This is a genomic window from Novosphingobium sp., assembly GCF_965229225.1.
Classification (GTDB): Bacteria; Pseudomonadota; Alphaproteobacteria; order Sphingomonadales; family Sphingomonadaceae; genus Novosphingobium.
Genome location: NZ_OZ245867.1, coordinates 740129 through 754267, shown reverse-complemented (window position 1 = coordinate 754267; position 14139 = coordinate 740129). Strand labels below are relative to the sequence as shown.

The 14139-nt window shown below is 66.4% G+C and carries 13 protein-coding genes, 1 tRNA gene and 1 pseudogene; 11 read left to right on the top strand and 4 right to left on the bottom strand.

What is annotated here, in order from left to right:
• Positions 1-14: 14 nt before the first annotated feature.
• Positions 15-1556 (bottom strand): anthranilate synthase component I family protein, encoded by a 1542-nt coding sequence (locus ACO06X_RS03185; protein ID WP_421839844.1) that lies wholly within the window; start codon positions 1554-1556, stop codon positions 15-17.
• A gap of 25 nt (positions 1557-1581) precedes the next feature.
• Entirely contained in the window at positions 1582-3522 is a 1941-nt protein-coding gene (locus ACO06X_RS03180; protein WP_421838553.1) for a SurA N-terminal domain-containing protein, read from the bottom strand.
• A gap of 261 nt (positions 3523-3783) precedes the next feature.
• Between ACO06X_RS03180 and tpiA the strand changes: the two genes are divergently transcribed.
• The 4 genes from tpiA (at position 3784) to ACO06X_RS03160 (ending at position 8290) form a co-directional block, all read left to right on the top strand.
• Entirely contained in the window at positions 3784-4548 is a 765-nt protein-coding gene (tpiA, locus tag ACO06X_RS03175; protein WP_421838552.1) for a triose-phosphate isomerase, read from the top strand.
• Between the two features lie 119 nt (positions 4549-4667).
• Positions 4668-5102 (top strand): preprotein translocase subunit SecG, encoded by a 435-nt coding sequence (gene secG / locus ACO06X_RS03170; RefSeq protein ID WP_421838551.1) that lies wholly within the window; start codon positions 4668-4670, stop codon positions 5100-5102.
• Between the two features lie 171 nt (positions 5103-5273).
• Complete coding sequence (locus tag ACO06X_RS03165) at positions 5274-6905, top strand: CTP synthase (RefSeq protein ID WP_421838550.1); 1632 nt, start codon at positions 5274-5276, stop codon at positions 6903-6905.
• 62 nt (positions 6906-6967) lie between these two features.
• A complete protein-coding gene (locus ACO06X_RS03160; protein ID WP_421838549.1) occupies positions 6968-8290 on the top strand; it encodes an alpha-amylase family glycosyl hydrolase in 1323 nt (440 codons plus the stop codon).
• A 59-nt stretch (positions 8291-8349) separates the two neighbouring features.
• Here the strand turns inward: ACO06X_RS03160 and ACO06X_RS03155 are convergent, their stop codons facing one another.
• Positions 8350-8817: an Hsp20 family protein gene (locus tag ACO06X_RS03155; RefSeq protein ID WP_421838548.1), complete on the bottom strand. Its 468-nt coding sequence runs from the start codon at positions 8815-8817 to the stop codon at positions 8350-8352.
• Between the two features lie 145 nt (positions 8818-8962).
• On the opposite strand from ACO06X_RS03155, the gene grxC reads away from it, so the two are divergent.
• The 4 genes from grxC to ACO06X_RS03135 all read left to right on the top strand — a co-directional run bounded on the left by grxC (position 8963) and on the right by ACO06X_RS03135 (position 10702).
• The gene (grxC, locus tag ACO06X_RS03150) at positions 8963-9253 is read left to right on the top strand and encodes a glutaredoxin 3 (protein ID WP_421838547.1); all 291 of its coding nucleotides are present in this window, start codon (positions 8963-8965) and stop codon (positions 9251-9253) included.
• Positions 9250-10101: a carbon-nitrogen hydrolase family protein gene (locus ACO06X_RS03145; RefSeq protein WP_421838546.1), complete on the top strand. Its 852-nt coding sequence runs from the start codon at positions 9250-9252 to the stop codon at positions 10099-10101. Before grxC ends, ACO06X_RS03145 begins: the two co-directional genes overlap by 4 nt.
• On the top strand, positions 10098-10577 hold the full coding sequence (locus ACO06X_RS03140; protein ID WP_421838545.1) for a DUF1178 family protein: 480 nt from the start codon (positions 10098-10100) through the stop codon (positions 10575-10577). The genes ACO06X_RS03145 and ACO06X_RS03140 overlap by 4 nt, the downstream gene beginning before the upstream one ends.
• Positions 10578-10625: 48 nt before the next feature.
• Positions 10626-10702: transfer RNA gene (locus ACO06X_RS03135), tRNA-Arg, on the top strand.
• 29 nt (positions 10703-10731) lie between these two features.
• Here ACO06X_RS03135 and ACO06X_RS03130 read toward each other — a convergent pair.
• Positions 10732-11595, bottom strand: a complete 864-nt coding sequence (locus ACO06X_RS03130) for a response regulator (RefSeq protein WP_421838544.1) — start codon at positions 11593-11595, stop codon at positions 10732-10734.
• 246 nt (positions 11596-11841) lie between these two features.
• Here ACO06X_RS03130 and ACO06X_RS03125 point away from each other — a divergent pair, with 246 nt between their 5' ends.
• From ACO06X_RS03125 to ACO06X_RS03115, 3 genes and pseudogenes are all read left to right on the top strand, one after another.
• Entirely contained in the window at positions 11842-12087 is a 246-nt protein-coding gene (locus tag ACO06X_RS03125) for a histidine kinase dimerization/phospho-acceptor domain-containing protein (protein ID WP_421838543.1), read from the top strand.
• A gap of 26 nt (positions 12088-12113) precedes the next feature.
• Complete coding sequence (locus tag ACO06X_RS03120; protein WP_421838542.1) at positions 12114-12647, top strand: heme NO-binding domain-containing protein; 534 nt, start codon at positions 12114-12116, stop codon at positions 12645-12647.
• A gap of 6 nt (positions 12648-12653) precedes the next feature.
• Positions 12654-14132, top strand: a pseudogene (locus tag ACO06X_RS03115) (response regulator); the annotation flags it as partial.
• Positions 14133-14139: the final 7 nt, after the last annotated feature.

Here is a 14139-nt window from a genome sequence, read left to right as displayed (position 1 = left end):
TTAAACTGCGTGCCTTACTGGCCGAAGCGGGGTTCGGATGCGACGCGCAAAGCCTCGCGCGCGGCGGCGAATAGCGCGCCGGACTTGGCTTCGCATTCGCGCTGTTCGTATTCGGGGTTGCTGTCCGCCACGATGCCCGCGCCCGCCTGCACGTGGAGCACGCCGTCCTTGAGCACGCCGGTGCGCAGGACGATGCAGCTGTCGACCGAGCCGTCGGGCGCGAAATAGCCGACGCCGCCGGCGTAGGCGCCGCGCGTTTCGGGTTCGAGTTCGGCGATCACTTCGCAGGCGCGGACCTTGGGCGCGCCGCTGACGGTGCCGGCGGGGAAGCCGGCGAACAGGGCATCGACCGAATCGGCGCGGGACGTATCGAGCTTGCCGACCACGTTGGAGACGATGTGCATGACGTGGCTGTAGCGCTCGATCGTGTAGCTCTCGGTGACCTTGACCGTGCCTGCCGCCGCGACGCGGCCGACATCGTTGCGGCCGAGATCGAGCAGCATGAGGTGTTCGGCGCGTTCCTTGGGATCGGCGAGGAGGCTTTGCGCGTTGGCGCGGTCCTCGGCCTCGGTTGCCCCGCGCGGGCGCGTCCCTGCGATAGGGCGGATGGTGACTTCGCCGTCGCGGATGCGCACGAGGATCTCGGGGCTGGAGCCGATCAGCGCGAAGCCGGGGAGATCGAGGAAGTAGAGGAAGGGTGAGGGGTTGATGCGCCGCAGCGAGCGGTAGAGCGCGGCGGGTGGCAGCGGGAAGGGCACGGTGAAGCGCTGGGCGAGCACGACCTGAAAGATGTCGCCCGCCTCGATGTACTCCTTGGCGCGCAGGACCATGCGGGCGTAGTCCTCAGGCGCCATGACCGCCGTACGCTCGCCGGGTTCGGCCGCTTCGAGGCGCGGATCGGCGGGCACGGGATCGGCGAGGCGCGCGAGGGCGGCGTCGATGCGGTCAGCGGCAGCGGCGACGAGGCGTTCGGGCGCGCCCTGAGCAGTTGGGCATGAGGGCCAGACCGGGGCGACGGCGATCAGTTCGTCCGAGAGGCGGTCGAACACGAGCACGACGCTGGGGCGGACAAAGAGCATGTCCGGCAGTTCCAGCGCGCTGGCGGGGGCGCGGGGGAGCTTTTCGACCAGGCCGATGGTTTCGTAGCCGAAATAGCCGACGAGGCAGGCGAGCGACTTGGGCAGGCCTTCGGGCACATCGATGCGGCATTCGCCGACGAGGCTGCGCAAGGCGGCAAGGGCGGGCTCGGGATGCGGGGCGAAGGCATCGCGGTCGGTCTGCCAGTGGCGGTTGATGACCGCCTCGCTGCCTTCGGCGCGGAAAACGAGATCGGGATCGAGCCCGAGCAGGCTGTAGCGCCCGCGCACTTCGCCGCCTTCGACCGATTCGAGGAGGAAATCGCCCCGGCCCGGCACCATGAGCTTGAGCGCGGCGCCGACCGGGGTTTCGGTATCGGCGATCAGCTTGCGCCAGACGAGTGCAGGACGGCCGGCGGCGAGCGCAGCGCGGGCGGATGTGCCGCCATCGGGCAGCAGGCCCGCGATGCCCGGCTCCATGATGTCCGTCGCCGCCGCCACGGCCTTACTGGCCGCCGATGAGCTGCGTGCGCAGCGCCGAGATGGCGGCATCATTGCGCTTCACGCCGACGGCCTCGCGCACAGCGGCGCGCAGTTCGTCGACATATTCGCGGCCGGTGAGCTGGCCCAGTTCGATGCGGGCGCGCGCGACGAACGGATCATCCGCCTTGACCGCACCCGGAGTGACCTTGCTGAGGACCACGACGAGGAAACCGGCCTTGTCCGGCGCTTCGAGCTTCTTCGCGGTGCCCTGCGCCATCTCGAACATCAGCTGGAGCGTGGCGGGGATCTTGGGCTGCATCGCGTTGAGCTGTTCGCGCGGGATGTTGACCGGCTGCGCGGGGGGCACGGCGACGCCGAGCGACTTGATCGCCTCGGCAAGCGGCACCTTCTTCGCGAGCGCCGCCATGAGCTTGTCGGTCGCCGCCTTGGCCGCGCCATAGCCGCGCGAGGTTTGGAGATCGGCAGCGACCTTGTCCTTCACTTCGGCGAGCGGCGGCGGGGCGGCAGGGGTGATCTGACCGACATCGAAGATCACGTAACGCTCGCCCGCCTTGATCTCGGCGACCTGCGGTTCACCTTCGCGCTCCATGCCGAACGCGGCTGCCAGCAGCGGCGTGACATCGGCGTTGGGCTTGATATCCGGACGGCCGGGGACCGTGCCGTTGGCCTCGAGCGGATCGGTGGTGATCACGGTGAGGCCCGCGCTCTTGGCGACATCGCCAAGGCCGGTGCCGCTGCCGAAGGCCTCGTCGAACTTTGCCGAGAGGTCCGCGAGCGCGGCCTTGCGCTTTTCTGCGGCGATCGCGGCGACGATTTCGGCGCGTGCCTGCTCAAGCGACTTGCCCGGGGTCTGGATCACGCTGTCGATCCGGATCACATACCAGCCCAGCGCGCCCTTGGCGGGTGCGGCGAGGGCGCCCTTGGCCGTCGTGAAGACGGCAGCGGCGACAGCAGAGGAGGCTTCGCTCTCCAGCGCCGCGCGCTTTGCCGCAGGAATCTTGCGGGCCGAGAGGCCCTTGGCGGCAGCGGCAGCCTCGATCGACTTGCCGCCCGCGATTTCGGCGGCGAGCGCCTTGGCGGCGGGCTCGGTCGGGACGATCACCTGCGTGAAGGCGCGGGTCTCGGTCGAGGCATAGGCGGCGGCGTTGAGCTTGTAGCGCGTGGCAACTTCGGCATCGCTGGGCGCGGGCACGTTCTTGATCGAGGACTCGTCAAAGATCGCATAGCGGATCGTGCGGCGTTCCGGCCGCTGATAGCGCGCGCCATTGGTCTTGTAGTACGCGGCAAGATCGGCATCCGTGGGCACCGTCTTGGGGGCGAAGGCGGACGAGGGGATCAATTGGACCGCACCGTCGCGTGTTTCCTTGAGCACTGCGGCGTAGCGCAGCACCACGCTCTGCGGCATCGTTGCGCCGACACCGGCGGGGATCAGCACCTGCCGCGCCATCAGCCCCTTGGCAACGTCGTCGCGCAGCGCGGCATCGGAAATGCCCTTCTGGCCGAGCAGCGCCTTGTAGGCGGCCTGGCTGAACTTGCCGTCCGCGCCCTGGAAGGCGGGCATCTTGGCAATCTCGCTGTCGATCAGGCGATCGCTCACGCCCATGCCGACCGCGCTCTGGCCCGCCCACTCCATCAGTGCCGCGCGGTCGATCAGGCTGTCGACCACCTGTTCGAGCGCGCCCTGCGCGACGAAGTCCTTCATCGTGACTGCCGGGCTATCGGCGCGGGCGTTCTCGAGCGCGTTGCTCATCGCCTTCTGCACATCGACCGTGCCGATGTGCGCTGAGCCGACCGTCACCGCGCGGTCCGCATTGTTGGAACCACCGAATTTGGCGCCGGAAATGTCAGCCCCCGCAAACGAGAGCGCGATGAGCCCGAGGAACACCATCGCGATGAGGGCGCCGATACGGGACTTGGTCAGAGAGCGGATTAAGCCGAGCATCGGGGCCTGTCATCAGTAGTGAGGGTTAGCAGCATTCAGGATGGATGGTATCCTTGGCGCGCATTAGGGGGCAAAGCAAATTCCCGCAATGGTCTGCGCGGCTTGATGGCTGCGCAGCCCACGCTGCCGGGTAGCGATATCGGGGCCTGCCATAAGCCATAATCACCCGCATTGCGTTCGACACGCTTTGCAAACCCTGCCGGGGTTTGATAGCGGCCCGGACATGAAGAGGAATCAACCAGTGATCGTGTGCAAGGTCCTATGAGTCAGCGCCCCTACATCGTCGGCAACTGGAAGATGAACGGCAGCCGGGTGATGCTCGCCGAAGCGCGGGCGATCGACCGCGCGGCGCAGCGCTATCCCGATGTGGAAATCGCGCTGGCACCGCCGTTTCCGTTCCTTGGGGCCCTGCGCGAGGCGGTGAGCGCGATCGGCGTCGGCGGGCAGGATTGCCACACGGCGGCCAAGGGCGCGCACACAGGTGACGTTTCCGCCACGATGCTGGCCGATATCGGCGCAGACTTCGTGATCCTGGGCCACAGCGAGCGCCGCCGCGACCACGGCGAGGACGATGCGCTGGTGCGCGCCAAGGCCGAAGCCGCGCTGGCGGCTGGCCTCAGCGTGATCATCTGTGTGGGCGAGACGCTGGAAGAACGCGATTCTGGCAAGGCTGAAGCGGTCGTTTCCCGCCAGGTCGAGGGTTCGGTTCCAGCGAGCGAAAGCGCGGCGGTGGCGGCCGGGCGGCTGGCGCTGGCCTACGAGCCGGTCTGGGCGATCGGCACGGGCCGTGTCGCCGCAGTGGAAGACGTGATCGCCATGCACGCGGCGGTGCAGACGCGCCTTGCCGCGATTTTCGGCGAAGACGCGGACAAGGTCCGCATTCTTTATGGCGGCTCGGTCAATGGCGAGAACGCCGCCGGGTTGCTCGCGGCAGCGGGCGTGGGCGGTGCGTTGGTGGGCGGCGCAAGCCTGACCGCCGATGCCTTCCTGCCGATCGTGGCCGCAGCCTCGAAGCCGGAAGACTGAGCGGCGCGCAGGGTAACCGGGTATGCTGCGCCCTTGCGCAGCGTGACCGGGTATGCTGCGCCCTTGCGCAGCGGGCCCCATCGCCCTAGATGCGGCGCATTCTTTTCAGGCAGATCGCAATGTCACTCTTCATTTTCCTTACCGTCGTGCAGGCGCTTGTGGCTGCTGCGCTTGTCGGCGTGATCCTCATTCAGAAGTCGGAAGGTGGCGGCCTCGGCGTTGGCGGCAGCCCGGCGGGCTTCATGTCGGCGCGCGGCGCGGCCGATTTCCTGACCCGCGCGACAACCGTGCTGGCGACAGCCTTTGTCGGCCTCAGCATCGTGCTGGCGGCGCTGGCGGTGGGCACGACCTCGAACCGCGAGATCGACACCTCGCTCGAGCGCACGGCCCCGGCCGTTCCCGCGCCCGATCCACTGGCACCCGCGCAGGGTGTACCGGCGGCTGGCCCGGCGCAGGCACAGCCTGCGGCGGCACCTGCTCCGGCGGCGCCCGCCAAGACTGCGCCGGCCAAGAGCGCTGCGCCTGATCCGCTTGCCGGCGGCGCCAAGCAGTAACGCATAACCGCCGGATTTCCCGGCAGCATTTTCGCGGTGTTCCTGCCCGCCTCGCGGCGGACGGGAACACTTGTTCGTGTACGCCTGCTCGATACGTCTGTGGATTGCCAGCCGGAATCCGGCGCTGACCGCTTGCGTATCCGGAGCTTCAGACGATAAGGCTCTCCTCCCATGGCGCGGTTCATTTTCATCACCGGCGGCGTGGTTTCCTCGCTTGGCAAAGGCCTCATGGCAGCGAGCCTCGCGGCCCTGCTGCAGGCGCGTGGCTTCCGCGTACGGATCCGCAAGTTCGACCCCTATCTCAACGTCGATCCGGGCACGATGAGCCCCTATCAGCACGGCGAGGTCTTCGTGACCGACGACGGCGCGGAGACGGACCTCGACCTCGGCCACTACGAGCGCTTCACCGGCGTTTCGGCGCGGCAATCGGACAACATCACTTCGGGCCGCATCTACCGCGACATCATCGCGAAAGAGCGCCGCGGCGACTACCTCGGCGCGACGGTGCAGGTGATCCCGCACGTGACCGACGCGATCAAGAACTTCGCGCGCGACGAGACCGATGACCTCGATTTCGTGCTCTGCGAGATCGGCGGCACGGTCGGCGATATCGAGAGTCTGCCGTTCATCGAGGCGATCCGCCAGATGCGCAACGAACTGGGGCGCGAGGCGACCTGCTTCGTCCATGTGACGCTGGTGCCCTATATCGCCGCCGCGGGCGAGCTGAAGACCAAGCCGACCCAGCATTCTGTGCGCGAGCTGACTGGCCTTGGCATCCAGCCCGACATCCTGCTGTGCCGCTGCGAAAAGCCGCTGCCGGAGAACGAGCGCGCCAAGATTGCGCTGTTCTGCAACGTGCGCAAGGAAGCGGTGATCCCCGCGCTCGATGCGCAGAGCATCTATGCGGTGCCGCTGCAGTACCACGGCGAGGGGCTCGATTCGGAAGTGCTGCGGCATTTCGGACTTTCGAGCCCGGGCCCGGAGCTTTTGCGCTGGACCGATATCGTCGACCGCCACCAGAACCCCGAAGGCGAAGTGACCATAGGGGTCGTCGGCAAGTATGTCGGCCTGCAGGATGCTTACAAATCGCTGAACGAAGCGCTGGTCCATGGCGGCATGGCCAACCGGGTGAAGGTCAATATCCGCTGGATCGATGCGGAGATCTTCGAGAAGGACGATGCCGAGATCGCGGCGCATCTGGAACCGATGCACGGCATTCTGGTGCCCGGCGGATTTGGCGAACGCGGGACCGAGGGCAAGATCGCCAGCGTGCGCTTTGCGCGCGAGCGCGGCGTGCCGTTCTTCGGCATCTGCCTTGGCATGCAGATGGCCTGCATCGAAGGCGCGCGGAACCTGGTGGGGATCGCGGGCGCGGGCTCGACCGAATTCGGGCCATCCGAGGAGCCGGTGGTGGGCATCATCACCGAGTGGATGACGGCCGAGGGGCTGGAGACGCGCGCGGCGGGCGGCGATCTTGGCGGCACGATGCGGCTTGGCGCCTATGAGGCGCAGCTTTCGGGCAACAGCCACGTCGCGCAGATTTACGGCGCGGACGCGATCAGCGAACGGCACCGGCATCGCTATGAAGTGAACGTCGCCTACCGCGAGCGACTGGAACATGAGGGGCTCGTGTTCTCCGGCATGTCGCCCGACGGGCTGCTGCCCGAGATCGTCGAGCGGCCGGACCATCCCTGGTTCATCGGGGTGCAGTTCCATCCCGAACTCAAGAGCCGCCCGTTCGAGCCGCATCCGCTGTTCAAGAGCTTCATCACCGCCGCAGTGAAGCAGGCACGATTGGTCTAGGCGCGCGAAGCGTATACGAATACCGTCTGGCCACGTGCGGGCCGCGCTGTCACCTAGGGCGCATGATCCGCCAACTCACGCTCGCCGCGCTGCTTGCGCTTCCCACGCTGGCCCATGCAGCCGCGCCGTTGCCGATCACGGATGGGGTGAGCGAGGTGCGGCATCCGGCCTGGTCGAAGCGGGCGACGATCTACGAGGTCAATATCCGGCAATATACGCCCGAGGGCACCTTCCGCGCCTTCGAGAAGCACTTGCCACGCCTGCGCCGGATGGGCGTGGATGTGCTGTGGATCATGCCGGTGAACCCCATCGCGAAGAAGGAGCGCAAGGGCTCGCTCGGCAGCTACTATGCGGTGAGCGACTATCTGGCGGTGAACCCCGAGTACGGCACGATGGGGGATTTCAAGCACCTTGTGGCTGAGGCGCACCGGCAGGGCTTCAAGGTCATCCTCGACTGGGTGGCGAACCACACCGGTTGGGACCATGTCTGGACCCGCGAGCATCCGGATTGGTACAAGCGCAATGCAGCGGGGGAGCTTGAGGGCTATCACTACAAGGACCTCAGCGACGGCCACGAGGAAGTCTGGGCCGATGTGATCGGGCTCGACTACAGCAAGCAGGCCGTGCGGGACGGCATGATCGATGCGATGAAGTTCTGGCTCAAGGAGACCGGGATCGACGGCTTCCGCTGCGATGTCGCGTGGACGCTGCCGGTGGCGTTCTGGGATCAGGCACGCCGCGAGCTTGATGCGGTGAAGCCGGTGTTCATGCTGGCCGAGGCCGACACGCCCGAGATGCAGGCGCGCGCCTTTGACATGACCTACGACTGGAAGCTCTATCATCTCCTTATCGATGTGGCGAAGGGCAAGGCGGACGCGCGCGATCTGGCGAAGCTCTACACCGTGCCCGCGCGCAAGTATCCGGCGGGCGCCATGCGGATGACCTTCACCAGCAACCACGACGAGAATTCGTGGAACGGCACCGACAAGGAGCTTTACGGGGAGGGCGCCGATGCCATGGCGGTGCTGGCGGCGACGCTGCCGGGCATGCCGCTGGTCTACAGCGGGCAGGAAGATGGCCTGAACAAGCGCCTGAAATTCTTCGACAAGGACCCGATCCAGTGGGGCAAGATGCCGCGCGCCGGGCTCTATGCCTCGCTGCTGGCGCTGAAGCATGCGCATCCGGCGCTCTCGAGCACGATGGAGCCGGGCAATCTGGAATTGATCGAGACCGGCAATCCCAAGGTCTTCGCGTTCCGCCGGATCGCGGGCAGGGACCGGGTGCGCGTCGAGGTCAATGCCTCGGCCGAGGCGCAGAGCTATAGCGTGGGGGGCAAGGCCCGCAGCCTCGCGCCATGGCGCTGGGCGATTTCGGCAGTGCGCTGATACGCAAAAGGGGCAGCCCTTTGCAGGACCGCCCCTTCCGCTGGAGAGAACGGGTTTGGTTATGCCGCTGCGCTGGCGTCGCCTTCGACCACGGTGAGCGGCTTGGCATTGCTGCCGCCGATCAGCACCTTCTTGGGCTTCATCGCCTCAGGCACTTCGCGCACGAGATCGATGATGAGGAGGCCATCGGCAAGGTCGGCGCTATCGACGCGGACGAAGTCTGCCAGTTCGAACCGGCGCTCGAAAGCGCGGTTGGCGATGCCGACGTGGAGGAAATGGCCGTCCTGCGCTTCGGCGCGCTGGCCCTTGATCACCAGCAGGTTCTGCTGCGCAGTGATGTCGAGATCCTGCGGCTTGAACCCGGCGACGGCAAGCGTGATGCGGTAGTTGTCCTCGCCGCGGCGTTCGATGTTGAACGGGGGGTAATTGTCGCCGGCATTGGCGCGGGCCTGGCGTTCGAGCAGGTCGAACAGGCGGTCAAAGCCCACGGTCGAGCGGCGGTAGGGGGTGAAATCGAAACGTTCCATGTGAGCAATCCTCTGGTTTGAGCAATCTGCACTCTGGCCGGACCCGAATTGGCGCCCGGCCGTTCACTTGTGGTCAGGCCCGCCTTGCGGCGCATGACACGAACAACCATGTGTGTTAGCGATTTTGCGTTTTCAAGAGGTACCCATGAGCGATCCTGCCACCCCTTCTGCTACCCCGGCCGCTACGGTCGAAATCTACACCAAGTGGGGCTGCCCCTATTGCAGCCGCGCGCTGGCGCTGCTCGGCCGCAAGGGCGTGACCCCCACCGAATACGACATCACCTTCGGCGGCGAGAAGCGCGCAGAGATGCTGGCGCGCGCGCCGGGCGCGATGACGGTGCCGCAGATCTTCATCAACGGCCAGCTTGTCGGCGGCTCGGACGAGCTCGCCGCGCTCGAGGCGGCGGGCAAGCTTGATCCCATGCTTGCGGCATGAGCGCTGACACGCGGCGCATTGCGCTGCTGCAGATGACGACGGGCATCGATCCCGCCGCCAATGCGAGCGCGATGGCGCGCGCGGCACAGGAGGCGGCGGGGGAAGGGGCGGTCATGCTGTTCACCCCCGAAATGTCCGGCCTGCTCGATCGGGACCGGGCGCGCGGGTCGGTGCATGTGGTGCCCGAGGCGGAAAGCCCGGTGCTCGCCGAAGTGCGCAATGCTGCCGCGAAGGCGGGCATCTGGGTGCATATCGGCAGCCTTGCGGTGAAGGGAGCCACAGATGAATCGGGGGGCACGCGCTGGGCCAACCGGGCCTTCGTGATCACCCCTGCGGGCGAAATCGCCGCGCGCTATGACAAGATCCACATGTTCGATGTCGATCTTGCGACCGGAGAGACCTGGCGCGAATCCGCCGCCTATCAGCCCGGCGAAGCGGTGGTGACGGTGGAGACCCCGCTTGGCTGCCTTGGCCTCGCCATCTGCTACGACATCCGCTTCCCCGCGCTGTTCGAGGCGCTGGGCCAGCGCAAGTGCGACATCATTGCCATTCCGGCAGCATTTACCGTGCCGACAGGCCGCGCGCACTGGCACCTGATGCAGCGCGCAAGGGCAGTCGAAGCAAGTGCATTCATCGTCTCTGCCGCACAGGTCGGCCGTCATGAGGACGGGCGCGAGACGTATGGCCACAGCCTGGTGGTCGATCCCTGGGGCGATGTGGTGCTCGATATGGGCGAGCAGGGCGGGATCGGCTTTGCCGAAATCGACCTTGCCCGAATTGCCGAGGTGCGCGCGCAGGTGCCCAGTCTTGCCAACCGGCGGCCCATCCCTACATCGTGGGCACCATGATTGTATTCGATCTTGAATGCCGCGCGGGCGGACACCGGTTCGAAGGGTGGTTCGCCAGTTCCGATGATTTTGCCGGCCAGCAGGCGCGTGGGCTGGTAACCTGCCCGGTCTGCGGTGCGCCCGAAGTGGACAAGGCCCTTTCCGCCCCGCGCCTGACGCGCAAGGGCAACCAGCTGCCGGCGCTTCCGGCCGCGCCGCGCGCCGATGCGCCGCAACCGGTTGCCAACGGGCCGCTGCCGCCCGAGGCCGTTGCCATGCTCAAGGCCGTTGCCGCGGTGCAGAGCGAAATGCTCAAGTCCTCGACCTGGGTGGGCGAGAAATTCGCCGAGGACGCGCGCGCCATGCACTATGGCGAAAAGGATCACGCGATGATCCACGGCCGCGCGAGCCGCACCGAAGTGCAGAGCCTGATCGAGGAAGGCGTACCCGTCGCCCCAGTGATCGTGCCCGTTGTGCCGCCCGGCGAGGTGAACTGACTGCCCGCGATTGCCAGACGCCAGCCTGCCCCTTAAAGGGCAAGGCGGGCGCCCGTAGCTCAGCCGGATAGAGCACCAGATTCCTAATCTGGGGGCCGTGGGTTCGAATCCCGCCGGGCGCACCACCTTTTTACGCGGCACTTTGCCCCGGCGGTCACACGCCGACGCGGTCTCTCAGATATGTCAGGTATTGGCGCATCGCCTCCATCGCCTCGTCGTTGATGGCGAGGAGATCGCGGCGGCGGTCGAGCGGATCGGACCAGCGGCGGATCAGGTCCATGTCGACAAGGCTGCGGATCTGGCGCAGCGCGGTGCTCATCGGTACGCCAGCGGCCTGGCACACGCTCGAGACCGGAACGGTCTTTTGCTCAAGCCGGGCCGATGTAAGATCGAGCAGGATATCCCACATCGGATCCGAAAACAGCGCGGGATTGAGGAACTGGCCGCGCTGTTCGCGCATGCGCACGAGCTTGCGGGTGATCTTGAGCAGCTCGGCATCGTCGACCGGCGGGAGCGGGGCAGCGGGAGCCGCAGGCTGACCCGTTTCGCTGACGGGCGCGCGCAGGCTGGCGCTGAGCGCGGCGAGCGTGCGTTCGCCGCACAGCCGCAGCCACTTGCGCATGGCGCGGCGCAGCGCGGCGGCGAGATCATCGCGCGAGACCGGCTTGGTGAGAAAATCGACCGCTTCGTTGCGCATGGCGGCGACGGCAACATCGATGCTTCCGAAACCGGTGATCACCAGCGTGACCAGTGGCCGCTGCGAGGCGAAACGCGAAGAGAGTTCATCGAGCAGCGAAAGGCCGGTCATCCCCGGCATCTGCACGTCGGTCACGACGATGCCGATGGTCTCGTCCTCGGCGATTGCGCGAAGGGCTGAGGTCGCATCGAGCGCGTAGTTGCACTGGTATCCAAGCAGGTTCGCGGCTTCCACGACCTCCTCGGCCGTTGCCCGGTCATCATCGACGACGAGGATCCGGCACTGTGCACTATCCCGTTCTGCAATCGCCCGCGCGTTCATGACCCTGCGTTGTATATCGTTTGTAAGGGGAATTATATCCGCTTTGGAATTTGTTCCCGCCAATCCTGCGCATGTCGAATGCAATCGCATCAATCAACGCCAGATTGGTGCCAATATGGCACCGATCTTGATCGATTGGCTTACTGGTTATGCTTACGGCTACTGCTAAGCTACCACATCTGCTTATTATTCCGTGATCAGTGCACAACGCGCGGAGGGCGGTCGTTTCAGGGGACATGAGCGCGCATGGCAATCGAGGATGTAAGCCAGATTTCGGACTGCCTGCACGAGCTCCGTCAGCCGCTCAATGTGATCGGCCTTGCCACGGGCAATCTGCGGGCGGCGCTGCGCCCCGGCCTTTCGCCCGAGCAGGCCGAGTACCTGTCTGCCAAGCTCGACCGCATCGACGAGCAGGTGGCCCGGGTCGCCACGCTGGCCGACCGCATGGCCGAGGCGGCACAGGAAGCGGTCCTCGCCGCGCGGCAGGCCTGAAGCGGAGCGCGACGTTCATGTATGGCATGGCACACCGCGCACTGCGGCAGATGATGCTCGATCGGCTCGGTCCTTCGGTATGGGCCAAGGTCGAGCGTGAGACGGGAACCGGCCCGGCCGATCTCATCAGCCTGTGCGTCTATGACGACTCCAAGACCATTGCGCTGATCTCTGCCTCGGCCGCGCACCTCGGCATGGCGGTGGACGAGGCGCTGCGCGTGTTCGGGCGCTACTGGGTGCGCTTTGCCGAATTGAGCTCGTTCGGTCCGATCATGGACTTTACCGGGCAGGATCTGGTTACCTTCATCAACAACCTCGACCGCATGCACCGCTCGGTGGTGCTGGCGATGCCCGATGCGCGGGTGCCGTCTTTCACGCTGATCGACGAGACGCGCGAGCGCCTGCTCGTGCGCTATCGCTCTGACCGCATTGGGCTGGAGACGTTCGTGATTGGCCTGCTTGAGGGGCTGATGGACCGGCTGAACGAAACCGGGACGGTGGAACTGTTCGAACGCAGCGGGAGTGCGATCGATTTCGCCATTCATCTTGACCGGACCTGAGCGGCGATGAAGCCGGTCGTCACCATCCGCGAATCCCAGCTCGGGGCGCTTTTCCGTGCCTACATCAAGGTGGATGCGGACCTCGTCGTGGTGACGCTCGGCCCGTTCTACCACAACCGCGATACGGCGGTGGCGGTGGGCGTGCAGATCGCGGATCTGTTTTCACTGCGGCAGGACCGCGACGATGATCACGCCGCGCCGCTTGAGGTCGCGATCCCGACGATGGCGGATACGCCGGAGCGGCTCGAACTGTTCTGCAAGCGCAAGAACATCCGCCTTGCCGGCATCGTCTTCTCGACCGAGGACGGCGGCTTCCTGCTGGCGCTCAACATCGTGCCCGAAGACTTCATCATCGAAGGCCAGGGACTGCACATTTCGGACTTCTCGCAGATCGACGCCTCGGTCCCGGCGCTGACGCTGATCGGCATGCAGCGCGCCCTGCTGGCAGAAGCGCGGCAGGCGGCGATCGATCTGGCCAATGCACAGTCCGAAGCGCTGGAACTGCTTGACCGCACGCAACGCCTCGGGCGCTACATCGTCCATGACCTCGCCAACTATCTTTCGATCATCCGGCTCAATGTGGCGAACCTCGCGCGGTCAGGCGGCAGTGCCGAGGCGGGCAGGGCCGCGATTGAGGCGGCGACGCGGCATGTGGGCGACCTCGTGCTCTCGCTGGAGCGCTTGACCGGCCACCGTGACGTGGAAGCGGCGCCGCTTCCGGTCGACCAGACGATCCGATCGAACCTGGCCTTCCTTGCCGCTGCGCTGCCAGCGGATTTCTCGCTCGATTTCATCGGCAGCGCGGCGCAGGCGGCAGTCCGCGTCGGGCGTACCGAATTGGTCACCATGCTGACCAACGTGATCGTCCACGCGCGCGGCGCGATGCCCGATGGCGGCTCGATCACGATTTCGACCTATCGGTCGGATAGGGGGCCGGGACCCGACGCGGGGCCGCCGCGTGAGGACTGGATCGTGATCAAGGTGATCCACGATGGCCCGGGGATCGATGAGGAAGCCGCGCGGCTCATGCTCGATCCGCAGGCGCTTGCGCGGCCCGATGGCGCGGACTTTCCGCTGCGCTCGGTCCGCACCTGGGCGCGGTCGATCGGTGGAGATGCCAGGATCACGGCGCTGCCGGAGGCGGGAACCGACATCTGCATCTACTTGCCGATCAGCCGTGAAACCGACGAGGCGGAGCCTTTCGGCGCGCCCATGCCCGGTATCGCGAGACCGCAGACGGCGCGGACCTTGCGGGTGCTGGTCGTCGAGGACGAAGTCCACGCGCTTGACGCCGTGGTCGAGATCCTGCGCATGGACGGCTATATCGCCACTCCCGCTTGCAATGCGGCGGAGGCGGTCGAGGCGCTTGCGAACGACGATTTCGATATCCTGCTGACCGACGTGGTGATGCCTGAGCGCAGCGGGGTCGAACTTGCCCATGAAGTGGAGGCGCGGCACCCGCGCATCGGGATCATCCTGATGAGCGGCTATC